Below are 25,364 nucleotides of genomic sequence, written 5' to 3'. Positions count from 1 at the left end.
ATGTGGGCACCGGCGGGTTAAACGCTTGGTCACGAGCCGTCCCCGGCGTCACTCGCCAGCTCGATCGCAAACCGGGTCGCTTCGACGGCGTCAGTGCCGAAGACGTAGGTGATCGGTTCGATCCCGAACGCGCCTTCGTGGTAGATGACGGGTGGAACCGCCCCTCGTTCGCGGAACGCGCTTTCGAGGCGCTCCCGGCGGTCGTCGTAGCCGGCGTCGAACGCGAGCGGGTCGATCCCGCGATCGCGCGCGGCCGCGAGAAGCCCGTCGTCGGTCGTGAGATTCAGCCCGGCCCGGACCGAGGAATCGACGCTGTTGGCGGCCAGGATCGTCCGGGCGACGTGCTGTGAGCCACCGAACTCCGGGTTTGCGGGCACGTCGATCCGGCCGCGCATGGCATGAACCCGGCCCGGGACGGCCGCTACGTCGAGTTCATCCCCGGGGTGGGGAAGCGCCATCCCGACGTTCGTCCCGACGTTGGGGACGTACTCGGCCATCGCACTCTCGTCGGCCAGCAGTCGCGTCGCCTTCCGGACGGCCGAGAGGACGGCCCGCTCGTCGGCGACCGATTCGTCGTAGCCGCGCACGCAGAGATCACACCCGAGTCCCGCCAGCGCGGGAACCTGTTCCTCGTGAATCTCACAGATCGGTCCCCGGTCTTCGAACGCCCGGATCACGCCGAGTAATTCCCCGAGGGCCTCGTAAGCGTCCATCGACCCCTCGGCGAATCCAGTCGCGATGCGCTCGACGGCCGACCGCAGCCGCGGCTCCTCGCTGAAGCGCGTCTCGAGAGTGACGTCGCCGCCGACGTACTTGCTGACCGCGGCCTGGGTGACGCCGAGGTGATCGGCAATCTCCTGCTGGGTGAGACCGCGATCGGAAAGCTCTCTGGCGAGCATCGCCCGTGCCGTCGGAAGAAATCGATCGACGACAATCTCGCTCGGAAATCGCATGCCCGGGGTTTCGATGTCTCCCGATATAAACAATCGCCCGCTACCGCCGTGTGCACACCTCTCGTGAGACTCTTCAGCACACTGTTCTGTATCGCAGTATGCGATTTATACACACGTTATAATACATCTTCGCGGCCGCCGGGAGCGACGACAATCCGAGCGCGGAGTCACCAGCGATGGTGGACGTCGTCGGCGACGAACGCCTCGTAGACGTCTCGAACCGCGCCGTGGGTCTCGTGGCTCAGCGGGTCCATCTCGGCGGCATCGACGTTGTCTCGGATGTGATCGGGCGACGTCGAACCGGGGATCACGGTCGAGACAGCGTCGTGATCGAGGATCCACCGCAATGCCATCTGGGCCATCGTCATGTGCTCGGGGACGTACGGTTCCAGCGCCTCGACAGCATCGAGGCCCGCCTCGAAGGGCAAGCCGGCGAAGGTCTCGCCGCGGTCGAATGCGTCGCCCTCGCGGTTGAAGTTGCGATGGTCGTTCGCCGGGAACACCGTTTCCCGATCGATCGCGCCCGTTAACAGCCCCGAAGCCAGCGGGACGCGGACGATGACGCCGACGTCCCGGCGGTTCGCTTCCTCGAAGAACAGTTCGGCGGGTCGTTGACGGAACATGTTGCAGATGATCTGGACCGTCTCGACGCCGGGATACTCGATGGCCTTCAGCGCCTGTTCGACCTTTTCGACGCTGACACCGTACTGAGCGATCTTTCCCCGCGCTTTGAGATCCGCGAGCGCCTCAAAGACCGCGGGCTGGTAGTAGACCTCGTTGGGCGGACAGTGTAGCTGGAGGAGGTCCAGGGTCTCAGTCCCGAGGTTCTCGCGGCTCCGATCGACGAACCGTTCGAGGTTCTCGGCAGTGTAGCCCTCGGCAGTGTGTGGGTCGAGACGTCGCCCGGCCTTCGTGGCGACGACCACGTCCTCGCGGTCGTACTCGGGTTCGTCCAGGACGGTGCCGATGTGTTGTTCGCTCGTCCCGTCGCCATAGACGTCGGCCGTATCGAGAAAGGTGACGCCCGCATCCAGTGCCGTCCGGACGACTTCGCGACCCGCCTCGTCCGCGACATCACCCCAGGCCCCACCACCGATGTTCCAGGTGCCGAGGCCGACTTCCGTGACCTCGTATCCGGTCTGACCGAGTGCGCTCGTCTGCATAGTGCAACACGTTGTTCGGACCCAATCCACTTGTACCGACCGCACGGCGTCGCCTGCGTGGCCAGTTCAACCGCTAGAAACCACACACTCGGCCGGAAACTGTCGAGACCCACTTCCTCAGGCCTCGACCCACTTCACATGACGAACGTCGTAGCAACCACATTCCGGGCACGTGTGGTACTGCACTGCGTACCGCGTCTCACAGGACAGACAGATGTATGGATCCGCATCTCCCGCCTCCGAGCTGTCCCTGCTGAAGACACCCATTGGGACCACGATCAAACTAGCGTGACCGGCCACCAAAAAACGATGCGATCGTTCATCTCCAGCGATCACCGCTCGGTCCCTCGGTTCGTCGGTGACGAGTGCCTTCCCAGATACCGCCCAATAGATAACACGTTAATTATCAATATACTGTTTATTCTCCGCCGGGTTTATATCCTGACCATGTGAATATATACCACCTAGTTACAGGAGCCGGGGTATGACTGACCACCAAGAGACGATCCGTGGACTCCACGTGGACGACGATCCGGAGTTTACAGATTTAACGGCGACGATGCTCGAAGAGAGCTACGAGCAGTTTCAGGTCGAAACGGCGACCAGCGGGCGGGAGGGGATCGACCGCGTCTCATCTGAGACGTTCGATTTCGTTGTTTCCGACTACGAAATGCCGGGAGTAGACGGGATCGAATTTCTCAAAACCGTCCGCGAGAGCCACCCGGATCTCCCGTTTATCCTGTTTACTGGCAAGGGTAGTGAGTCGGTGGCCAGCGACGCGATCGCCGCCGGGGCCACCGACTACCTCCAGAAAACCGGCGGCGTCGAACAGTACGACCTGCTCGCAAATCGCGTCGCGAACGCCGTCGAGCAATACCGGGAGAAACAACGCCGAGAGCGCCTCGAAGGGATCCGCACGATCGTCAATCAGGTGAACCAGGCGCTGGTACGGGCCTCAACGCGTGACTGGATCGAAACCCAGGTCTGTGAAATACTGGCCGCTGCGGACGGATACCAGGCCGGATTAGTCGTCCGTGTCGACGCGGCGTCGAACACGGTTTCACCACAATCCTGGGCGGGGATCGACGAGCAACCGATCCGGGAGTGGCTGGCGGCCAGCGACGGGATGCAGTCTGGCCATCCACCCGCCATCGAGCAGGCGATCCACGAGCGTGACGTCGCCGTGGTCCAGGATGTCGGGACTGAATCGGATGGAAGCTTCCACGGGAACGCAGACGACATTCGATCGATCGCCGTCGTCCCCCTGGTGTTCGAGCCGGAACTGTACGGGCTGCTCGTCGTCTTCGGGACGCGACCCCAGGCGTTTGACGAAACCGAACAGTCGTTTCTCGCCGAACTCGGCGACGACATCGCCCACGCGATGCACGCGATCGACGTCAGACACGAACTGGAGCGCGAGCGGAAATTCATCGACCAGGCTCTGGACGCCATCGAAGACATCTTTTACGTCATCGGACCGGACGGGACGCTTCGCCGATGGAACCAGCAGTTCCGCGAGGTCACCGGCTACTCGGACGAGGAGATCGCCGGGATGTCCGCTGTCGAGTTTTTCCCCGAAGACGAACGCCACAAAGTCGACGGTGCGATCGAATGCACACTCAGCCAGGGCCGCCAGATGACGGAGGCGGACCTACTTACGGCTGAAGGCACGCGGATCCCGTACGAATTCGTCGCGGTGAAACTCGGGGATGCACTCGAGGGCGATCCCGGCATCGTCGGCATTGGACGTGACGTCACCGACCGCCAGGAACGGGAACGGACACTTCGACGATACAAGCAAATGGTGAACGCGATGCAAGAGTCGGCCTGTATCTACGACGAGGACGCCAGGTTCGAGGTCGTCAACGAGTACCTCGCGGAGTTCTACGGAACGACGCGCGAGGATCTTGAAGGAAGCCCGAGTACGCTCATCCCACAGATCAGGGACCAACTGGGTGGCACGCCGTTTCAGGATCTCATCGACGGGACTCGCGAGGAAGTCCGGGGGGAACTTGAGGGTGAGTTTCCCGGTCAGGGCCGGGAAGTCCTCGACTACCGGCTCACGCCGCTCGTCGTGGACGGCGAGATCGACGGCGTGGTTGGCGTGACCCGAGAAGTGACCGAACGCCGTGATCGCGAGCGCGAACTGGCCCGGCAAAACGACCGGCTCGAATCGGTCGCCAACATCGCGAGCCACGATCTCCGGAACCAACTGTCGGTCGCTCGAAGCCGCCTCGAACTTGCGGCTATCGACGATGAACACGCGGACCCGATCCGACGTGCACACGACCGAATGGAATCGCTCCTGGCGGATCTGCTGGCGCTCGCACGCAGGGGCAAACGAGTAGAAGATACCGAGCACGTCGGACTCGAACCGATCATCCGGGAGAGCTGGGACCACGTGGAGACACCGACGGCGACGATTACCGTAACGGCGACCGGCACCCTCGAGGCTGATCCGGACCGACTACGACGACTCCTCGAAGCGCTGTTCGAGAACAGTATCGAACACGGCGGCGAATCGGTGACCGTGACCGCCGGGGACCTCGAGGACGGATTCTTCATCGCGGACGACGGTCCCGGTATCCCGGAGGACGGCCACGAACGCGTCTTCGATCCATCGTACTCGACGGCCGAGAATAGTACCGGACTCGGGCTCACCATCGTCCAGGCCATCGCCGACGCACACGGATGGACTGTCGAAGCGACCGAAAGCGCTGACGGGGGCGCGCGCTTCGAAATCACGAACGTCGAATCATCCTGACTGCACAGGCGCTCTGGACCACGTCACGGCGCACACAGACACTGGAGATCCGTCTATCGACGGTCGATCACGGTTCGACAGGAAACCAAGTCCGCCCTCCCCGATTTGAACGGGGGGCAAGTCGATCTACAGTCGACTGCTCTACCAGTCTGAGCTAAGGGCGGGCGTATCAGAACATTGGTCGGGTGTCGGACTTAACGGTTGCCATTCGGAGCGAAACCCGGACCCGACAGCGCGGTCCGGGGAGGGCTGACGCACGTCAGACATTCACGAAGATTGAAGTAGGCCGGCAGATAACGGGTATGACAGGTCGTATGAGCAAGATCACGTTCCGCGCTGACGACGACCTCGTAACGCAACTGGAGGGGTTCGACGCCTCCAAAAGCGAGGTCATGCGCGAGGCGCTCCGGACGTACCTGGAAGGTTCCGATCACGAGTCGTCCGAGGCCGAGTCGAGTCCGGAACCGACGAGTGCCGAGGAGAGCCTCGACGATCTCATCGTCGAACGTGTCGACGCGGTACTCGCCGAACGACTGGGCGAGCGGCGACAGCCCCAGCCACAGGACGTCAACGTGAATATCTCACTGGAAGACGCCGCTCCGTCCACGTCGGCAACCACGGCACCACCGGACGCCGAAGAAACGACGGACGCCGTCACCGACCGAAACACCGAGCGGACGTGCTCTCAATGCGGTGAATCGGTGTCCGACGATCACGTCTACTGCCCGAACTGCGGCGAGAAGGCCGCCCGGCGCGTCTTCTGTGAGTGTGGCGACGAACTCCGCTCGGACTGGTCGTTCTGTCCGAGCTGTGGGAGACGGACGGCAGCGGCTGACGTGCTCGATCAGTGATCGTAGCGTAAACGCCCTCTAACGGGCGTTTTCGCGCGTTTACGCCCGAGTGTCTTACACTTGGGGAAACTTTTATAATGATTCAGTCTGTGGTACGGTATGCGTAAGACGAGTCGTCTTACACCGTGGCGCGCCCGGTGCCACCGGCCGCCGTGTGGCGGTTCGACGGTGTAAGACAGGCAATCGTGCTGGACCCTCGTCTTACCCAAAGGGGAACGATAACATATGGAGCGTGTGACACTACGGATTCCGAAGCAACAGATCGAGGAGGTCGAACGAATGGTCGAGACGGGGGAGTACCCCAACCGGAGTGAGGCGATCCGGTCGGCCGTTCGAGATATGCTCGCCGAGCAAGACACGGCAAAAGAACGTCCGTCCGAGAAGCGCAAGCGCCGGACGTGGGCGAAGGTGTAGACGATGCAGGACATCGTCAACTCCGCCCTGAAACACGAGGAGGAAGAACAGCGCGAGATGGACGCCGAGGGTGACGAGTTCGGCGATCCGCGGATCGTGATCGTCGGCTGTGGCGGTGCGGGCAACAACACCGTCAATCGACTGTACAACATCGGCGTCGACGGCGCGGACACGATCGCGCTGAACACCGACAAACAGCACCTCAAGATGATCGAGGCCGACACGAAGATCCTCGTCGGCAAATCCCTGACCAACGGGCTCGGGGCCGGCGGCGACCCCTCGATGGGCGAGCGCGCCACGGAGATGGCCCAGGGCACGATCAAGGAAGTGCTGGGTGACGCCGATCTCGTGTTCGTCACGGCGGGCATGGGTGGCGGGACCGGCACCGGCGCGGCCCCCGTCGTCTCGAAGATCGCCAAGGAGCAGGGCGCGATCGTCGTCGGCATGGTCTCGACGCCGTTCAACGTCGAGCGCGCACGGACGGTCAAGGCCGAGGAGGGTCTCGAGAACCTCCGCAACGAGGCCGACTCGATCATCGTCCTGGACAACAACCGGCTGCTGGATTACGTCCCGAACCTCCCGATCGGTAAGGCCTTCTCGGTGATGGACCAGATCATCGCCGAGACGGTCAAGGGCATCTCCGAGACCATCACCCAGCCCAGCCTGATCAACCTGGACTACGCGGACATGTCCGCGATCATGAACCAGGGTGGCGTCGCGGTGATGCTCGTCGGCGAGACCCAGGACAAGAACAAGACCCAGGAGGTGGTCAGCGACGCGATGAACCACCCACTGCTCGATGTCGACTACCGCGGAGCGAGCGGCGGACTGGTCCACATCACCGGGGGACCGGATCTCACCCTCGACGAGGCAGAGGGGATCGCGAGCAACATCACGGATCGCCTGGAGGCCAACGCGAACGTCATCTGGGGAGCCCGCATCGAGGACGACTACAAAGGCAAAGTGCGGGTCATGGCAATTATGACCGGCGTCCAGTCCGCACAGGTGCTGGGCCCGACGACGCAAAAACAGGCCAACAAGTCCCGCGCCGCGATCGACGGCGAAGACATAGGCGAGGAGACCTTCGACGCGAGCGCGAACGTGGACACTGACATCGGCGGCGGACAGCGCAGTTTCGGCGAAACTGACGGCGGCCGCAACGAAGTCGAGAAGAACAACGGACTCGACGTCATCCGGACTGAGTGAGTCCGAGCGGCTTCTGCGGTTCTCTCAGGCCCCAAGAGCACTCAGTAACTGGCACTTCCGGCAGCGACCGCCGGTCGTCGGCGCACCGCAGGTGTCACACGCGTCGTAGGCGCCATCGTCAGCGTCGGCCCGTTTTGCTGCATACCGTGCCAACTGCTCGTAGCCAGCCATAATCGAGTGGCGCGTCCCGGGATGGGCGTCCTCCATCGAGTACAGCAGTTCCTGGATCTCACCGCGGAACGATTCCGATGCGTGTGGACATTCGGTGATGTGCGCGGGCAGGTCGGCCAGGCGGGCGTACAGCGCGACCTCCTTCTCCGGAACGTCCCGCAGCGGCTTGGCACGCGGGACGTGCTTGTCGGTCAGCGAGCGCTCGGGCATGGGTCCGAGGCTGGCGTCGAAGTGCTTGGCCATCTGGTCGACGTCACCCTCGAAGAAGTTCATCAGCGCCGTCTCGGCCTCGTCGTCGAGGTTGTGGCCGGTCAACAGGAGGTCGGCGTCGTACTCGTCGGCGTACCGCGAGAGAAGGTCCCGGCGGAACACGCCACAATAGGCACAGGCCGCCATGTTCTCCGGGTCGTCCTCGACGACATCGTCCATCCGGACGCCGAACGCCTCGGCGTAGCTGACGGTCTCGTGGCGGAGGTCGAGGTCGTCGGTGAGGGCCTCGGCGGCGTCGAGGCTCTCGTCACGATACCCTTCGATTCCTTCGTGGATAGAAAGGGCAACGAGTTCGATACGGGGGTCCTCGGCAAAGGTTTCGGCCAGGAGTTGGGTGAGCACGACGCTGTCTTTCCCGCCGGAAAGGCCGATCAGCCACGTCACCGGATCCTCGGGCGTCGCATCTCGAGGGACGAGGCCGTCCTCACGGATCCGCCGGCGAAGCCGTTTCTCGACCGAGCGGCGAAAGTGCGTCTCACAGAGGTGGGCCCCCGAGTAGGCCGCGTGCATGACAGCGTCCTCGCCACACCTGTCGCAGTCCATCGACATGCGATACCCCCTGGATGCGGGTAGGGATTTCGTTCCTGACAGGGGGACCAGCCCACATCTTGCCGTGCAAGCAAGCGTTTTGCCCGGCGCGTTCCAACGACTCCCGATGAGTGAACTCGACCGTGACGCCGCGGTCGATCGTCTCGAAGCGCTGCTTGAGACGATCGAAGACGAGACGATGCCAGTCCCGGTCACGGAAGTCTGGGTGTACGGCGATCTCGCGCTCGGCGTCGATCCGGTCGAGCGCCTCGACGTCTATCTCACGAAGGACCTGCTTTTCGGCCAGGCCGACGACCGTGCGGCCGAATTGAACGACCGCTTGGGCGTCGACGGGATCGGCGAGACGGTCCGGGCCGAGTGGGCGAGCGAACACCCGGAGGCCGTGCGGGCAAACCCCAGCGGCCACGTCGCCCCGGAGAAGTGTCTCGGGGCGCACCTGTTCGAGGAGCGCGAGCCGATCCACCTCGAAGTCTGTAACGCCTCCTTCGAGGACAACGTCACCCAGCGGCTGGAGGGCGCACTCGCTCGGGAGTCCTACGAAAACATCCTCGATCCCCGAGGGGTCTGCCTGTGGATCGACGGCGAACGGTCCGGTGACGCGTTCACCAAACTCCGGGATGGTGAGTATGTCTTCCCGCCGCTTTCGGGCGCACTCGAAATGCTCGGGGCCGAACCGTCGGTCGCCGAGGAGGCCGCTGACGCCGTCGAAACGTACCGGGAACGCCAGGACGGGATCAGCGTCCGTGGCGACGTGGTCTGATGGACTGTCGGCGTCTCCCACTCAGATCTGACCCACCGCGACGTAGAAGGGGACGGTCTCCGTCCGCTCGTAGGTCCGATCAGCCATCTGTTCGATGACGTCCCGGCCCATCTGGCGCCACCGCTGTCGGAGACGGTCGTACGCTTCCGTCGAGAGCCCGCCGTCGAGCAACGTCTCTCGGTCCGTGGCGATCCCCGAACCGCTGGCTTTTCGACGGGCAGATTCGACATCGGCCTCGCCGTACGGGGGCGCTATCGTCCGGGCGTGATCGTAGCGGGTGATCTCGACCGACGCCAGGCCGGCTTCCGCGAGCACGGACGCCACGTCCGAGCCGAGCGTGACGTCGGTGTCGACGCCGGCGAGGTAGTGCTCGCGAGCCTCGCCGGCGAGCGCCGATTCGCCGTCGACGGTCGACTCGACCGTCACGCTCTCGTTGTCCGGTTCGATCACCGCAACGCCGTCCCGGGAGACACGAGCGAACTCCCGAACGGCGTCGACTGGTTCGGGGAGATTGATCAGGAGTGCCTGACAGACCACCAGATCGAAGGTGTCGTCGGGAAAGGGGAGTCCGAACGCGTCACCGACGACTGCCGGTCCCTCCACGTGGTCGAGGAGTTGCGGATCCGCATCGACGCCGACGACATCGCCCGGCGTTTCCTCGCGGAGAACCCTGGTGAGCGCGCCAGTGCCGCTGCCCACGTCCAGCACCCGCTCGCGGGTTGACAGATCCAGGGTGGAAAGCGCTTCACGCGAGTCCGCCCACATGCCGCGGCGGGTGTGCGTGAGGTACTCGGCGTCGAACCGGCGCATACCGGTGATATCCCACGGGCGTCAAAAAGGTGCTCGAAACGTCCCGTGTCAGGCCTCGCGAAGCTCGCGTGCGCGTTCGACGTTCCAGGCGAAGCCCCGGCCGTCCTCGGTCGGCGTCTCCAGGACGAACGGCAACTCCCGCAACGCGTCGTGGTTGACGACGGCTGCGATGCCCGCCTCGCCGATCTCGCCCTCGCCGAGGTGGGCGTGTTCGTCCTTGTTCGTCCCGCAGGCGTGCTTGGAGTCGTTGAGGTGGAGACATTCGAGCGTGTCAAGACCCACCTTCTCGTCGAAGTCGGCGACGGTCTCCGCGACGGCATCGGGCGTCGAAAGGTCGTACCCGGCGGCGAAGAGGTGGGCCGTGTCGAGACAGACGCCGAGGTCCTGCTCGCTCGCCTCCAGAACCGTCGCGAGGTGCTCGAAGTCGCCGCCGAGTTTGGTCCCGCTGCCGGCGTCCGATTCGACGAGGACAGTCACGTCCTCGGGAACGTCGAGTTCGTCGAGTGCGCTGGCGGCGTTCGCCAGTCCCTGCTCGACGCCCGCGCCCGTGTGGGCACCGAGATGGACGTTGACGTACTCGATGTCGAGTGTCGCCGCGGCGTCGACCTCGTCCTGGAGGCTGGCGATCGACTTCTCGCGAAGGTCGTCTTTTGGCGTACAGAGGTTGACCAGATAGGACGCGTGGATCACCCACGGTCCGACATCGGCCTCGGCTGAGTGTTGTCGGAACGCCTCGGCCTCGCTGTCTTCGATCGACGGCTCCTGCCAGACCTGCGGTGAGTGTGAGAAGATCTGTCCGCAGTTGCCGTCGTATTCGAGCTGTTCCTCGACGGCGTTGGAGACGCCGCCAGCGATAGAGGTGTGAGCGCCGATTTGCATATCTCGACCCTCGGCCCTGCTGGACATAGGCGCTTCGACGGTGACATTCCGGCGGTTGCCGCGCTAACTGGACTTCGTATAGCGAAATGGGATTTAATTTCGGGGGAACGCAACGACACGTCGGGCTTTTGCCGGACAAACCCCTACCGGACTCTAATGGTCTCGAACGTCGCCCCGGTGATAGCCGAGCTCGAGCCGGAGGACTTTCATCTTCTCTCGGGGATCGAGCAGGGAATGCGGTTCTCGGAGTGGGTTTCCCGAGAAAAGATACCCGAATTCGCGAGAATGACCGTCGAGGACGTCGATTACCGACTCGACCGGTGTGAGGACCGGGGGTTAATCGAGCGCAAGACGATCCAGTACCAGGGATTTTCACTGACGTTCGAGGGCTATGACGCACTCGCGTTGCACACCTTCGCCGAGCGCGAGTCGATCCAGGGAGTCGGTTCGAGTCTTGGTGTGGGCAAGGAAAGTGACGTCTACGAGGTCCAATCCTACAAGCCCCTGGCGTTGAAGTATCACCGCGAGGGCTATACGAACTTCCGGGAAGTGATGCGCGAACGCGAGTACACCGCCGATCGCGAGCACGTCTCCTGGCTGTACACCGCCCGGAAGGCCGCCGAGCGCGAGTATACCGCGCTCGAAGAGCTATACCCCGGGGTGAGCGTGCCGAGACCGGTCGATCACAACCGTCACGCGATCGTGATGGAGCGCATGGACGGCGTCGAACTCTCACGGACGAAACTCGAAGACCAGCAAGTCCGGCCGGTCCTGGATCTGATTCTCGACGAAGTCCAGAACGCCTACGAGGCGGGGTACGTCCACGCCGACATGAGTGAATACAATATTTTCGTCGGGGAGAGCGGCGTCACCGTCTTCGATTGGCCACAGGCCGTCCCGACAGAGCACGAAAACGCCCGCGAGCTGCTCGAACGCGACGTCACGAATATTCTTGGGTACTTCACCCGGAAATACCCCCACGCGATCGAGGACGTGGAGGACACGACAGTCGCCGCTGCCATCGCCGAAGGGCGCTTCGACTCGATCGATTCGGACGAAACCTGAGAATTCGCCTATTGCTGCCGTCGAGCAGCAGTTACCACGGAGAAGCGTCCGACCCGCGCCACACGCATAAATCATTATTGGCTATATCAAATATGCCGCCGTCCCTGAGGCAGGGGAGGAAAACTGTGCGAAAAGTGGAATCTGTTAGCTGGTCGCGGTATGACCCGTCGACGATCAGTTCGGGACCCGATATTTCAGGTCGATGGCGTCGATGAGCCGGTCGTTCCGGCTGAGGTTGGTCTCGAGTTCGACGTGCAACGAGTCCAGCATCGTGTCGACCAGGTCCTGGCGCGCCGAAGACGAGGACCACTGCTCGGGGTTCGCGGGCGTCCCGATCTCCATGGCGACCTGCTGGTTCGGGTAGATCGTCCGCATGTGGTAGGGCTCGTCGTGATTTGCACACCGGACGGCGTAGGCCGACATGCCCTCGTAGTCGGGGTGGTTGACTTCGATCACGTCGCGCTGGGGGTGGCCAAGCGACTGACTCGGGCGGTGGGGGTTGTTCCAGTGGCCGTCCGCGAGGTTCGCGGCGTCGCCCGACGGCCCGAGCCACGTGATGACCATGCCGTCCTGGAAGTACGGCACCTCGCTGGTGTTTTTCAGAACGAGGTACTGGTTCCAGTAGCCGCCGCCGTTCTCGTGGATCTCGACGGACGCCTCCATCGGCGCGTTGGCGGTGAAGCCGTCGCCGCCAAGCGACTCGCCGGTCCGCGGGTCGACCTTGTCGGCCACCATCTCGTGGATGGGGTTGTCCGGGTTATTGACGACGTCCTCGGGCAGGTCCGCCGAACTCCCCCACTCGCGGCTGTCGTCGTACTCCGGCTGGTCGTGGACGCGGTCACGCACGCGGACCTCGTCAGGCTGGTACGTTCGGGCGTCCGTCGGCCAGCGGTCCTGAATAAACTGGTCGGGACCGTTCGTCGCTTGGGTCGGGCCGGCGGTCTCGTCCCAGACGTTGTCGGGGTCGTCGTGCGTGCCGGGGTCTTCGGTCTCGTCCGGCAACAGCGCGAGCCGCGGGAGGAGTTTCACGGTTGCGTGGGCGGGGAAGTCGTTGTCGGCGAGTTGCTGGACGTAGGGCAACGCCTGCGTGCCGAGCTGGTCGAGGGTCAGCGACCCGTCGCTGATGTTGTTCTGGACGGCCTCGACGTCGTAATTGAACTCCTCGGCCTTCTCGGCGTCCGTCCAAGTCTGACCCGTCGAGGACGTCTCGCCGGGCAGGTAGTCCGTGAAGTCCCGCGGGACGTAGTACGGATCGTCGAAGTGCTCGTACAGTTCGGCGACCGTCGTACTGCCGGTAATGTCCGACGGCAGCGTATCAGGCTCCGGCGGCCGGTCCGGGAACGGCACGTCCCAGGTCGGCTCCCCGTCGTCATCGTCAGGCTCCTCGGTCGGCGTGTCTTCGGGCGTCTCAGTCGGTGTATCCTCGGGCGTTTCAGTCGGCGTGTCTTCGGGCGTCTCGGTCGGTGTCTCCGAACCGTCGTCGTCCGGGTCGGTCGTAACCGCGATCCGATCGATCTCGACGGCCCCTGAGGCCCCCTGCCAGAAGTTGAACCTGACTGCCTGTGGGTTCTCGCGATCGGCACCGACCGACTCGAGGTCGACCGAGACGGTCGAGTAGTCGGTGCCGATCGAGTCATCCGTCAGGTTTTCCAGCAGATCCGAGGCGCCGCCGATCTTGAGGCGGAAATCCGACTCCTCACCACCGTCGTCCCCGCGGATTCGAAGCGTGAGATACTGATAGTCGTCGATCGACTGGGAGACGTTGCTCCCGAACCACCCGGCATTGTCGTACTCCAGCCGGAGCGCACCGTCTTCGACTTCGCCTGCCCCGCTACCGTTGGCGAAACTCCCCGCATCCGCCCAGTTTCCCAGGTCGTTCGAGCCGGGATAGGTCCCGCCGTCGAATTCGTGGACAACCAGCGGCGAATGTTCCTGACCCAGGACGGACGTCGCAAGCCCCAGGCTGCCGAGCGCGATACTCCCCTTCAATACGGTCCTTCGTTTGACCATACCAGTTGATATTAACAATCGATTGTGTGAAAAACGTGATGGAACCGGTAAGCCGTTCATCAGCCTTCGTCGGGAGGGCCGAACGCGTCAGCGCGGGATGGTAGCTGCGCCGTCAGTGGTTACTCGAGACGGATCGCCTCGATTGCGAGGGTGCTCTCACCCCCCTGCCAGAAGTTTAGCCGCACCGCGAGTCCCTCAGCAGTGGGGTCGATGCCAGCTGATTCCATGTCGATCCGTACCTCGCCGGCACTCGTCCCGATCGAATCGCCGGTGAGATCACCCAGAAGGCCCGAGACGCCGCCCATGGCAAAGCGGATTTCGTTCTCCTCGCCACCGTTCGCACCGCACACATCCAGGACGACGCTCGAATAGTCGCTCACATCCCGGTTGATCTGTTCCTGGTACCAGCCACCGTTGTCGTATTCGAGGACCAGCGCCCCGTCGGCTACCTCGCCTGCCCCGTTCTCGAAGGAGCCGGCCCCACACCACTGGCCGAGGTCGTTCCGGTTGCTCGACCACGCCGGGTCGCCGTCGTAGTCGTTGACGACGAGGGCATCCGTCGGTGATTCCTCGTCATCGCTGTCGTCCTCGCCGTCGTCGGCCTCGTCAGTCGTCGCCTCGACGGTTACCGTATCGGACTCGTTGCCGGCACCGTCGACCGCCGAGACGCCGATCTCGTAGGTCGTCTCGGCGTCCAGTTCCTCGACAGTCGCCGTCGTCGTCCCTGCCCCAACCTGCTGGTCGAAGTCGCCCGCAACGGAGATGGTGTAGTGATCGAGGCCGCTACCGCCCTCGTCGCTGGCGGCCTCCCACTCGACCTCGGCCGAGGACGCTGTCGTCTCGACCACAGAGAGGTTCGAGGGAGCCGTCGGAGCGGTCGTGTCGTCGGGCTCAGACTCGGACTCACCCGGAAGCTGGCCGTAAACCAGTTCGCCGTCGAGGTAGACGGAGATCGCCTCGGTGACGGTCGCCGCCTCGCCGATGTCCTGGAAGCTCGGGTCGTTCGATGGATCCCAGTTGCTCTCCCAGTTGTCGTCCTGCTCGGCGATCATCGAGATCTGAATCTCCCGTGCGCCATAGATCTGGTTGCCCGACCAGTCGAGTTCGATGTAGTAGATGCCGGCATCCTCGTCCCAGGCGATCGGCCCCGAGACGTCGGCCGACCCATCGCCCATGGTTGATTGCTGGTCGTACTGGACCTCGACCGAGACGGCGTCGATCGACTGGCCGGCGTCGCGCAACTCGCTGACGTCGATGAAATAGCGGGCGCTGAGGCCGTCCTCGCGATGGGGCGGGTGGATCGATTCGTTGTGGATCGTCACTCGAACCTGTGTCCGGTCGGCGTTCTCCTGGAGGACCTCCCCCTCGGCGTAGTAGGCGTCGATCGGCTCCTCACCCGGGGGAAACTCCGCGACTGCCTCGCCGGTATCGTCGTAGAAGGTGTTGAACCCCGCGAGCGCGCCGACCAGTCCCGCGTTGAAGTCGATCGCGACCTCGTTGTAGACGTAATCCGAGGTCTCGTCGACGTGGGTGTCGTCCTCGTCGGGCCCGCCGACCAGGGCACCCCACAGCGTGTGGCGGTGCTCTTCGGGTTCCTCCATGCTGTTCTCCTTCGAGCCGTGGGCAGCCCGGTGGTGGGGATGCTCGGCGTGGTCGTCGGTGAACCCGACGATCAGCGAGTACCCGAAGGAGTTGTCACCCATGATGTAGTTCATCTGGGTCGCCGCCCAGTCGGTGAGTGCGACCGCCTTCTCGGTGTCGCGGTACTTCCGGTAGACCATCGCCTGGAACTGCGCGGCGGCGTTGTACCGGGCCGACCCCCACGTGTTGAGCACGGTGAACCCAGCATCCGACGTCGAGGCGTAGTTCGTATCGTTGTCGTCTTCATGCTCGACCGAACCGCCAGAGAGATACTCCAGGTTCCAGCGGGCGATCTGCCAGTGCTCGGGGTCGTCGGTGATCGGCGCGAGTTTGAGGAAGACACCGCCCCAGACCGTGTCCCAGGAGTGGACCCAGATGTTCTGCCAGTCGTCGTCGGTCGAGTCGATGATCTCCCCGAGATACCCGGTGTAGGTGCCCGAATCGTCGGTCGCGAGGATGTCATCCAGATACGCGTCGTCCTCAGTCGCGATGTGCAACCAGACCGCCGCCCAGGAGAGTTCGTCCTCGTCGTAACTCGAGTCGTAGAAACCCCCGTCGTACCCAAGTCCGCGGTTCTCGACGGCGAAGTCATACAGCGCCTGTGCCGTGTCGAGACACTCCGCCGCGTACGCCGAATCCTCGGACTCCAGGACGAGCGAGGTGATCGTCAGCGCCGCGGCCGTCCCGGCGCACTGGTCGCTGGCTGGATCCTCCGGCGTAGCAAAGTAGGCTGGCCGGGGATACTCCTCGGACGACTGGAGTTCCGGCGGCCCCCAGTAGTTGTGGTCGATGCTCCCCTCGCCGACGTGATAGCAGAAGGCGACGACGTTGCCTTCGTCATCCCGGAACGTCGACTTCAGGAAGTAATCGGCGAAGTGCCGCAGGATGTCGACCATGTGGTCGTAGGAGCCGACATCCCTGAAGGCGTCCTCGAACTCGTAGAGCGCCCAGGAAAGCGTCGAGGCGCTGTAGGACTGGGGGAGCCCGAACTTCATGTGGTCGCCGGCGTCGTGAAACCCGCCGCTGACGTCGATCGTCCCGGTGCCGTCGGGGTCGAGCACGTCGCTGTACTCCTCAATGAAGCTCCCAGAGAGGTTGGTCCCGCCGTCCTCGGTCGCCGCATCGAGCGGGATCTCAGTGTCCGAGTGGTGGCACTCGCCGCGCCACTGGAGGCGATTGCCCATCGTTGTTGCGCCACAGCGATTGGCGTCGTAGAAGTACAGTGACTGCTGGAGCGCATGGGCGTAATCGAATCCCAGGTCAGTCTGTGCGGCTGCTCGGGAGACCACGCTCGGCGTGGCCACGTCCGTCCCGAGCGCGACCGATCCCGCGCCCAGTCCCATCGCCGCAAGCAGGTCCCGACGGAACAGATCGGTGTCGCCGTCGGTCGTCGTCCGCCCCATTCCCCCTGATTTCGCGTCGTGTTCTGTCATGGATATCGTGTCGTTGGTTGGTCGGGCCACAGGAGCCGTCGGCCCTTCTCACCCCAGCCGATTCCGAGGGCTCCGGTGGGTCGTGATCGAACGTTTCGATGTCTATTCGAGTCGGATCTCTTCGATTTCGAGCGTGCTCGCACCTCCTTGCCAGAAGTTCAGGCGGATCGAGAGTCCCCCGCCCGACGGGTCGATCCCGGCCGACTCCATGTCGATCGCGACGTCAGTGACACTCGTCGTGATCGAGTCGTCGGTCAGATTCGCGAGCAGGTCGCGCGCACCGCCCATGTCGAAGAGGAACTCGCTCTCCTCGCCGCCGTTCGCCCCGCTGACCCGCAACACGACCGTCGAGTAGTCGCTGACGTCTTGCTGGACCTGTTCGACGAACCACCCGGCGTTGTCGTATTCGAGGACCAGCGCACCGTCCTCGACCGCACCGCCACCGGCAGTACCATTCTGGAACGACCCGGCCCCGCACCACTTGCCGAGGTCGTTGCGATTGCTCGACCACGACGGATCGCCGTCGTAATCGTTGACGACCAGGGCGTCTGCCGGTGATTCGTCGTCCTCATCGTCTTCGCCGTCGTCGCTCTGGTCGGTGGTGGCCTCGACGGTCGCCGTCGCCGACTCGTTGCCGGCCCCGTCGATCGCCGAAACCCCGACCTCATAGGTCGTCACCGCCGAGAGGCTGTCGATCGTCGCCGTCGTCGTCCCTGCCTTAACCGCCTGATCACGGCTCCCGTCGACGTAGACGGCGTAGGCGTCGACACCCGTGCCGGCGTCCGAAGCACCACTCCAGGCGACGTCGATCGACGTGGCCGTCGTCCCATCGACCGAGAGGTCGCCGGGGACAGTCGGCGGGGTCGTGTCGTCGCCGGCGTCGGTCGTCACGTCGACAGTCACCGATTCGGACTCGTTGCCTGCCCCATCGACGGCCGAGACGCCGATCTCGTAGCTCGTCTCGGCCGCGAGATCCGCGATCGTCGCCGACGTGGTCCCGGTCGGAACCTGCTGATCGAGACTCCCGTCGACGTACACCGCGTAGTGATCGAGTCCGCTCCCGCCCTCGTCGGTCGCGGCATCCCACGCGATCTCGGCGGATGACGGCGTCGTCGTGGTCACTGAGAGGTTCGAGGGAGCAGTCGGCGGGGTCACGTCCTCGCCGCCGCCGTCGCCGCCAGTGAACTCGATCCAGTCGAAGTTCCAGCCGCTGGTCTCGACGACGATCCGGATGACGTGCTCGCCCTCGGGGATGTCGACCTCGCCGACACGGATCTCCTCGAAGTTCTCCCAGCCGCCGGTCGGCCAGACGTTCTGTGTCGCCACCTCGGCGCGGTCGACCTCGATCCGGAGGTCGCCACCCGAATCAGCGCCGTTGGCAACCCGAACGGTGGCCTCGTAGCTACCACCGGATTCGACGGTGACAGTGTACTCGAGCCACTCGCCGGTCTCGGTGTAGCCGACGTTGTACCCCGACTCGACGGCCGTCCCGATGTCGACGCCCGTCTCGCGGTAGTCGGCCCCGGCCTCGTTCGTGGATCCTGTATCGTAATAGGCGATTCCCTGGCCACCCTCGTCGAAGTCCTCGGCCTGGATGCGGCCCGGGAGTTCGTGCTCGACGAACGCCGACTGGCCGGCGTCGGTGGCAATCGTTTCGGCGACCGTCGTCGTCTGATTGGACTCGTTGCCCGCACTGTCGACGGCAGAAACACCGACCTCGTAGGTCGAAGCCGGCTCCAGGCCGTCGACCGTCGTCGCCGTCCCGTCGATCACCTGCCCGCGGCGCTCGCCGTCGACGTAGACGTTGTAATGGGAGAGGCCGGCCTCGCCCTCGTCGGTGACGGCGTTCCAGGCGATCTCGACGCTGATCTCGGTCGAACGGGTCACCTCGAGGCCGGATGGAACCGGCGGCGCGACGTCGTCGTCGATCGCACTCTCCGGGATGCCCTGATCTTTGGTTGCCTCCAGCCAGGTCTTGATGTACCCCCCCATCTGATCTGCGTCGTCCTTGAGCGTCCAGGGCTCGTTGGCCCCAGCGTCCGGCGACTCGAAGAAGGCCGGCTCCCAGGAGTCGTCGAAACACCACGAGATCCACCCCATGTTCTCGTAGCCCTCGACCCACTCGCGGAACGGCTCGCCCCACCCGGAGGTGGTGCCCTGATCGACGGAGCCCCCGGTGGGTTCCCAGCCGAACTCCGTGACGACGACCGGGACTTCGGTGGCGGGTTCGCCGTACCACTGGTCGAAGTCCGCGGGCGGGCCGTTGTCGGGGTAGATGTGCGCCGCGTAGATCAGGTTCTCCCCATCGAAGGGATACTCCGGCGCCATGTGGGTCACCGACGTCCACCGCGGCGAGCCGATGATGATCGGCGTCTCCGGCGCGTGTTCGCGGACGAGGTCGACCCACGGCTGGGCGGCGTCCCGCCAGGCCTGAAAGGCACCGGCATCGTCGCCGTACATCGCCGGCTGGGTCGGCTCGTTGAACAGCTCGTAGATGACGTGTTCGTCCTCGGCGAACTCCGGGGCGACCCGATCCCAGAAGGTCGTCATCACGTCGTCGATCGGCGCGAGGTCGTCGTCGTTTTCCTCGTTGTACGTCTCGGTTGCATCCTGTGTGTAGGGCCTGATGAGGTGGAAGTCCACCAGCGCGTAGACATCCCGCGCGGCCAGCAGGTCGACCGCGGGGCGGAGGACCTCGGTGACGTACGTTTCCAGGCCCAGCGCGTCGATCGAGTCCTGCGTACAGGGTAGCCGGACAATGTTGGGATGCCAGCCCCGATCCGTGTCAGTCGCCCACTCCAGCACTTCCTCGAAGCTCTTGGGATGGTACTGCCGGTAGAAACCGGGGTCAGCGGGTGCCATCCCCCGGAGCGTCACGTCGTTGCCCGCCGGATCGCGGATCCACCGCCCCTCGGTGTGCAGCCGTGGCGTCGGCACACCGGCGGCAGCGGTCCCAGTGGCGGCCGAAAGCCCAGCACCGATCGTCCCAGCACTCGCCATCGCCCCGAGGAACGTCCGGCGTGACGAGGTGAGACCGGGGTCCTTGCGATTTCCAGCTGTCTCGTCAGTGTGATCAGTCGCCGATGCTTCAATCGATTCGGTCGCTTCGTCCGTCATTTGTAATCATGTATTCGCAGTCAGTCGTCCCCCCAATTCAGTCAAGCGCTCCCCCCGTGACCACGGAACGAACCGTCCCGACGGGAAGATGGCCACAGTCTCGGCCGGCAGCCGCTGTTGTGGCCGATTCAGTCGGTCACGTCACGGTGATACTCACCTCGTGAGTCGTCGATTCACCGGCGTCGTTGGTCGCGGTCAGCGAGACCGGGTACGTTCCCGCTGTGTCGTAGGTGTGGGCGTTCCACCACCCAGTCGCCGTGGTTCCGTCGCCGAAGGACCAGGACAGGCCCGTGATCCAGTGATCACTGTCAGTGGTATCGACGATCGCGAACGGGATCCACTCGCCGACAGCTGCATCCGTCGTCCCCGGATCGAGTTCGGCGATCAGATCATCGCTACTCGTCTCGTCGTCCCCACTCCCGTCACCACCACTGCCATCCGTACCGCTCCCGTCACCGCCGCTGTCGCTGTCAGCTCCGTCGTCACGTTCCTCGACAGTCACGACGAACTCGTACTCGGAAACAGCTCCACAGTCGTTGGTGTAGGCTGCGGTGTACGTCGCCGTCGCGTCGGGCTCGACGACGACTTCCCGCGTCGTGGCCGAGAGCCCCGGCCCGTTCCAGACCCAGTCGTCGGTTCCGTCGTGTGGATGTGGCCCGAACTCGACGGACCCACCGGGTTCGACGGTCACCTCGCCGGTATTTTGCCAGTCGCCGCCGTCGACGCGCAGATACGGCTCGATCGTAGTCGGCTCACAGTCGGTGCTGTCACCGCTCCCGTCATCACTGCCATCGTCACCGCCGGAATCGTCACCGCTGCCGTCGTCGCTTCCCGAATTGCCGTCACCCTCGTCGCTTTCGCCCCCGCCGGTACCGGGATCAGCGCTGGCGTCTTCGACGGCGGCGGCCCATTCAGTGAGCCACTCACGCAGGCCGGTGTCGGGAACCGAAAGCGAGTGGGTGTTGACAGGCAGGTCAGGGTATCCCCCGACGGCATCTGGATGCGGGACCCAGTAATCGTATGGCGAGTCGAGGTAGTCATCGCCGGCGCGATCCCGGATCTCGGAGACGATCCGGGCGTCGTTGTCGGTCCGATCGGCCGGTCGTGCGCCGGCGTTCGAGAGATTGTGTGATTCGACGCCACTGACGTCCAATGTCTCGAACCCGGCGGGCCAGAGCGGCCGACTCGACAGCTCCTCGGTCCCACCCGTTAGCGGCGTCGAACTCGGGTCCGTGACGTTGTCCGAGAGAGAGGCGTTGCCGTCCTCGATCGGCGTATCATCGACGTCCTGGGGGATGTAGACGTTCCCGACGATGGCGGCCGCCGTGTCGCCGTCCATGTTGGTCGCCTCGTTGAAGAAGTACATCACGTTGTTCGCGACGACGCTCCGAGTCTCGCTCTTCAATCGCGGGACTCGACCGCGACACTTCGCCCAGACGTTGCCCGCCAGCGTGACGTTCTCGGCACCGTCGCCGACCAGCGTGGCGTAGTTGTGATCCGAGCTGTCGCCGTAGGGATCGTACAGCCCCTCGTACACCAGGCAGTTCGTGACCGTCGTGTCGGTGGTGTCGTACCCCACCGAGAGACACTCGTCGGTGCCCCAGGAGGCCGTGACGTGATCGATGACGTTGTTCGACGTATCGTCGGCCGTGTTGAGCGAGTCGTTGCTCTGGATCTCCCCGTCAGAACCGGGGCCGTGCCGGGTTCGGATATGCTGAACGACGCAGTCGTCGGCGTCGACCTGTACCATCCCCTTGACGAACGTGATACCGGACGAGGGAGCCGTCTGACCCGCGACCCAGCACTTGTCTTCGGTGATCGCGAGCGCCTCACCGCCGAGATCGATCGTCCCGCTGGTCTCGAAGACAACCACACGCGGCCCCGACGCCTGGAAGGCCGCCTCGACGGCCGAACGTGTCGGCTCCTGAATCCGGTAGATTTCCGGCTCGTCGTCTTCGAGCCAGTCCCCGACAGCTGCGAACCCGTCGCTTGGGCTGATCCGCGCAGTGGTGACCGCGCCAGCCGTTGCGGTGAGTGCCGATGTCCCGACGGTCGCGGCGAGGAGTCCGCTGGCCCCAGCCTGCAGCACCCGCCGGCGCGTCAGGTTCGATGCCCGTTCGCGGTCGTTTCCGTCTGTCTCCCGTGTCATCGTGATTACTCCAGTCTGATCTCCTCGATGCGGAGGGCCCCACTTCCGGACCCACCCTGCCAGAAGTTCAAACGCAATTCCCCGGGCGACGTGGCGTCGATCCCTGCCGATTCCATGTCAATCGCGATCGGCTTCGGATCGGTGTCGATCGACCCGTCCGCCACGTCGCTGAACCGCGAGCGGACACCGCCGGCGCTGACGACGAAGTGATCGCCCTCGCCGCCACTCGCACCACTGACGACGAACACCAGTTCGGAGTGCGCGGAGACATCCTGGTTGAGTTGCTCGACGAACCACCCGGCGTTGTCGTATTCGAGGACGAGTGCGCCATCTTCGACATCGCCACCGCCGTTTGCGAAGGAGCCGGCCCCACACCAGTTCCCGAGGTCGTTGCGATTGCTGGACCACGCCGGATCACCGTCGTAGTCGTTGACGACCAGGGCATTTTCTGGCGGTTCCTCATCGCTATCGTCGCCCTCGGCGGTCGCCACCTCGATGACGGCCGGGTCGGACACGTTTCCGGCCGCGTCGACCGCCGAGACGCCGAGCTCGTAGGTCGTCTCGGCGTCCAGTTCCTCGACGGTCGTACTCGTTGTGTCGGCCTCGACGGTGTGGGCCGTTTCGCCGTCGACGGCAACGACGTACTGCTCGACCCCGGAGCCGCCCGAATCCGTCGAGGCGTCCCAAGAGAGCGAGACCGAGGAACTCGTTGTTTCGGTCGCCGTCAGGTCGGCGGGCGCCGTCGGTGCCTCGTCGTCGCCGTCCCCGGTCGTCGCCGTCACCGTCACGGTCCCGGATTCGTTGCCCGCGCCGTCGACAGCTGACACCCCGATGTCGTAGGCCGTCCCGGGATCGAGGGCCTCAACCGTCGCGGTCGTCGTGCCAGCGGGGACCTGCTGGTCGAGCGCGCCGTCGACGGAGACATCGTAGTGGGCAAGGCCCGACCCACCGTCGTCGGTGGCGGCGTCCCACGAGAGCGAAATCGAGGAGTCCGTCGTCTCGGTCACTGTCAGATCGCCGGGCGCCGTCGGCGGCGTCGTGTCCTCGTCGCCATCACCGTCGTCAGTGGTGCCGTCGCCGGCGGTCGTCGCGCCGGCCACCGAAACGGGGCCGACGTCGGTCGCCGTCCAGTCCTCCAGCCAATCAACCTCGTCGAAGCGCGCGGCGGCGAGTTCGCCGGCGGCGTTGCTGCTGACGAACAGCCCGACGTGGACATCATCGGGGAGATCGACGTCGCCGGAGCCGATCTCCGTCCAGTCCGAGCCGTTCGGCGAGACCGAGGCCGACACTGTCGATCCCGACCGCTTGACGCGCAACCAGATCGGCGGCGTGCGATCGTCGCCGGCACGCTCGCGCCACACCGTCGAGTCGTAAGCCCGCGTCAGTTCGCTCCCCTCGCCGGGCGTGATCGTGGCGGCACCGAGCGCGCCGGGCGCGTCCGGATCGTCGGCCACCATCACACCGGCCTGGGTTTCGGGATCGACCGGTTCGAGATCCGCGACGCGGGCCGTGACCGCCACGTCGCCCGACGCGGGCATCGACGCGAAGTGGCACTGCTTGGTGTCGCGGTGGAACGTCTCTCCCGCGCCCTCGACGAGGAACGAGTCTTCCGGGATGCCTTCGACGGAAACCGACTCGATGTCGGCGTCAGTCGCGCCGCTGTCGTCGGTAACGGTCAGTTCGGCCTCGTGGGACCCGGTCTCGGCGAAGCGATGGGCCACCCGCTCGCCGGTGGCCGTCGCGCCGTCGTCGAAGGCCCAGTCGTAGGCGGCGATCGAGCCGTCCGGGTCGAAGGAGTAGGTGCCGCTGAAATCGCCGGACTCGCCGATTCGGAGCGAAGAAGGTGCCGTCGCGTCGGCCGTCGGCGTCCCGTCGCTGTGCCCGGACTTCTCGCGGATCGTCGATGCGTACCCCGAGAGGATGTCACCGGACTCGCTCCGGTAGACCTGGAAGCCGTCGTGGTCCTCGGTGTCCTCGAGCACCAGTTGCCAGATCGCCGCCGCGCCCGCGTCCTGGCTGTCGAGGGCGTCGTACCACGCCCGCAACCGATCGTTTCGCGTCGCCAGGTCGTGTTCCTGGACGTTGACGTTGAACTCGCCAAGCAGCGCGGGCTTTTCGAGCGTCTCGCGGGCGTCGGCGGCGTGCTCGCGGATCCACTCGACGGCACTGACGACGTCGTCCTCGGCGAGTTGGCCCGCCAGTCCCATGCCGGGCCAGTGGTACGGATAGAGGTGGAACGAACACACGTCGATCGTGTCGATCTCGTGGTGGGCGATGAAGTTCTGGCCGGTCCAGTCACCGTACATCCAGTTTGGCCCGTCCGCGCGGGTGTAAAAGCCCTCCAGCCCGGTCGTCACCAGGTGGTTGTCGTCGAAATCCTTGATGAACCCGGACATGTCGGCGAACCATTCGGTGAGGGCAGCCTCCCGGTCGTCGATGGTCTCCGTGTCGTCGTCCTCCAGTCGGGGTTCGTTGGCGAGTTCCCACATCGCGATCGCGGGGTCATTGCGGTACTCGACGCCGGTGATCGAGTTCTCCCGCGTGAGGAGCGTCTCGACATGAGTCCGGTAGAGTTCACGACACGCCTCGTTGACGTAGAAGTCGCCGTGCTCGCTTGCGCCGTCCGCCCATTCGATGTACTGGGCCATCCCGCCGTAGTCGTCCCAGTTGTTGACCAGCGAGAGGATGAGTCGTACCCCGTGTTCGCCGGCCTTCGCGACGAGATAATCGAGGTGCTGCAGCGCCGCCTCGTTGAACACGCCGGGTTCGGGCTGGAGACACTGGCCGCCCTCGCCCGCACAGAACGCCCAGGTCCGCAGCAGATTCTGATCCAGGTCCGCACACAGCGCGAGGACGTCGTCGATCCGCGAGCGATCGCTGTAGGGATCGGTCACCCAGAAGTTGTTCGTCCCGCTGAAGTAGATCGGCTCACCGCCGACGGTGAACTCCGGGCCGTCGGTGGCGACGAATTCGCGGTCCCCGGGTGCTGCCTGAACGCGTGCCGTCCCGATCGAGCCCAGCAGCGCCCCGGCACCGATGGTGCGGAGGACGTCCCGTCGCGACGCCGCGAGTGCCGACCGTCGGTCGTCCGGACGATACGTCCGTCCGTCGGGACGGTCTGCACCGCCGCCGGCGTAAGTATGGTTGTCTCGTGCCATC

The 25,364-nt window shown here is 64.6% G+C and carries 16 protein-coding genes and 1 tRNA gene; 6 read left to right on the top strand and 11 right to left on the bottom strand.

The window, feature by feature from the left end; all coding sequences use genetic code 11:
* Positions 1–29 precede the first annotated feature (29 nt).
* Together HUTA_RS11815 and HUTA_RS11810 are read right to left on the bottom strand one after the other, a co-directional pair.
* Positions 30–953 carry a thiamine-phosphate synthase family protein gene (locus HUTA_RS11815; RefSeq protein WP_015790143.1) on the bottom strand — a complete coding sequence of 308 codons (924 nt, stop codon included), beginning with the start codon at positions 951–953 and terminating at the stop codon, positions 30–32.
* A 167-nt stretch (positions 954–1,120) separates the two neighbouring features.
* Positions 1,121–2,116, bottom strand: a complete 996-nt coding sequence (locus HUTA_RS11810; RefSeq protein WP_015790142.1) for an aldo/keto reductase — start codon at positions 2,114–2,116, stop codon at positions 1,121–1,123.
* A gap of 484 nt (positions 2,117–2,600) precedes the next feature.
* On the opposite strand from HUTA_RS11810, the gene HUTA_RS11805 reads away from it, so the two are divergent.
* The gene (locus HUTA_RS11805; protein ID WP_015790141.1) at positions 2,601–4,880 is read left to right on the top strand and encodes a PAS domain S-box protein; all 2,280 of its coding nucleotides are present in this window, start codon (positions 2,601–2,603) and stop codon (positions 4,878–4,880) included.
* Positions 4,881–4,970: 90 nt separating this feature from the next.
* On the opposite strand, the gene HUTA_RS11800 is transcribed toward HUTA_RS11805, so the two are convergent.
* Positions 4,971–5,044: transfer RNA gene (locus HUTA_RS11800), tRNA-Tyr, on the bottom strand.
* A 150-nt stretch (positions 5,045–5,194) separates the two neighbouring features.
* On the opposite strand from HUTA_RS11800, the gene HUTA_RS11795 reads away from it, so the two are divergent.
* From HUTA_RS11795 to ftsZ, 3 genes are all read left to right on the top strand, one after another.
* A complete protein-coding gene (locus HUTA_RS11795; protein ID WP_015790140.1) occupies positions 5,195–5,731 on the top strand; it encodes a double zinc ribbon domain-containing protein in 537 nt (178 codons plus the stop codon).
* 225 nt (positions 5,732–5,956) lie between these two features.
* Positions 5,957–6,145, top strand: coding sequence for a ribbon-helix-helix domain-containing protein (locus HUTA_RS11790; protein WP_015790139.1), 189 nt, complete (start codon positions 5,957–5,959; stop codon positions 6,143–6,145).
* A gap of 3 nt (positions 6,146–6,148) precedes the next feature.
* Positions 6,149–7,351 carry a cell division protein FtsZ gene (ftsZ, locus tag HUTA_RS11785; protein WP_015790138.1) on the top strand — a complete coding sequence of 401 codons (1,203 nt, stop codon included), beginning with the start codon at positions 6,149–6,151 and terminating at the stop codon, positions 7,349–7,351.
* A gap of 24 nt (positions 7,352–7,375) precedes the next feature.
* Here the strand turns inward: ftsZ and ncsA are convergent, their stop codons facing one another.
* Positions 7,376–8,335 carry a tRNA 2-thiolation protein NcsA gene (gene ncsA / locus HUTA_RS11780; protein ID WP_049941458.1) on the bottom strand — a complete coding sequence of 320 codons (960 nt, stop codon included), beginning with the start codon at positions 8,333–8,335 and terminating at the stop codon, positions 7,376–7,378.
* A 112-nt stretch (positions 8,336–8,447) separates the two neighbouring features.
* Between ncsA and HUTA_RS11775 the strand changes: the two genes are divergently transcribed.
* Positions 8,448–9,101 carry a DUF7095 family protein gene (locus tag HUTA_RS11775; protein ID WP_015790136.1) on the top strand — a complete coding sequence of 218 codons (654 nt, stop codon included), beginning with the start codon at positions 8,448–8,450 and terminating at the stop codon, positions 9,099–9,101.
* A gap of 21 nt (positions 9,102–9,122) precedes the next feature.
* On the opposite strand, the gene HUTA_RS11770 is transcribed toward HUTA_RS11775, so the two are convergent.
* Together HUTA_RS11770 and HUTA_RS11765 are read right to left on the bottom strand one after the other, a co-directional pair.
* Complete coding sequence (locus HUTA_RS11770) at positions 9,123–9,911, bottom strand: class I SAM-dependent methyltransferase (RefSeq protein ID WP_015790135.1); 789 nt, start codon at positions 9,909–9,911, stop codon at positions 9,123–9,125.
* A 48-nt stretch (positions 9,912–9,959) separates the two neighbouring features.
* Positions 9,960–10,790 (bottom strand): deoxyribonuclease IV, encoded by an 831-nt coding sequence (locus tag HUTA_RS11765; RefSeq protein WP_015790134.1) that lies wholly within the window; start codon positions 10,788–10,790, stop codon positions 9,960–9,962.
* 156 nt (positions 10,791–10,946) lie between these two features.
* Here HUTA_RS11765 and HUTA_RS11760 point away from each other — a divergent pair, with 156 nt between their 5' ends.
* Positions 10,947–11,855, top strand: coding sequence for a serine/threonine-protein kinase RIO2 (locus HUTA_RS11760; protein ID WP_015790133.1), 909 nt, complete (start codon positions 10,947–10,949; stop codon positions 11,853–11,855).
* 174 nt (positions 11,856–12,029) lie between these two features.
* Here the strand turns inward: HUTA_RS11760 and HUTA_RS11755 are convergent, their stop codons facing one another.
* From HUTA_RS11755 to HUTA_RS11735, 5 genes are all read right to left on the bottom strand, one after another.
* Entirely contained in the window at positions 12,030–13,865 is a 1,836-nt protein-coding gene (locus HUTA_RS11755; protein WP_015790132.1) for a dihydrolipoyllysine-residue succinyltransferase component of 2-oxoglutarate dehydrogenase complex, read from the bottom strand.
* Between the two features lie 119 nt (positions 13,866–13,984).
* Entirely contained in the window at positions 13,985–16,939 is a 2,955-nt protein-coding gene (locus HUTA_RS11750; RefSeq protein ID WP_015790131.1) for a glycoside hydrolase family 9 protein, read from the bottom strand.
* 102 nt (positions 16,940–17,041) lie between these two features.
* Entirely contained in the window at positions 17,042–20,056 is a 3,015-nt protein-coding gene (locus tag HUTA_RS11745) for a fibronectin type III domain-containing protein (RefSeq protein WP_015790130.1), read from the bottom strand.
* Between the two features lie 136 nt (positions 20,057–20,192).
* Positions 20,193–22,205, bottom strand: a complete 2,013-nt coding sequence (locus HUTA_RS15950; protein WP_015790129.1) for a PKD domain-containing protein — start codon at positions 22,203–22,205, stop codon at positions 20,193–20,195.
* Positions 22,206–22,210: 5 nt separating this feature from the next.
* A complete protein-coding gene (locus HUTA_RS11735) occupies positions 22,211–25,363 on the bottom strand; it encodes a fibronectin type III domain-containing protein (protein ID WP_015790128.1) in 3,153 nt (1,050 codons plus the stop codon).
* Between the last annotated feature and the right edge of the window lies 1 nt (position 25,364).

The organism is Halorhabdus utahensis DSM 12940 (genome assembly GCF_000023945.1).
GTDB lineage: Archaea > Halobacteriota > Halobacteria > Halobacteriales > Haloarculaceae > Halorhabdus > Halorhabdus utahensis.
This window is presented reverse-complemented; position numbering and strand designations above follow the sequence as displayed.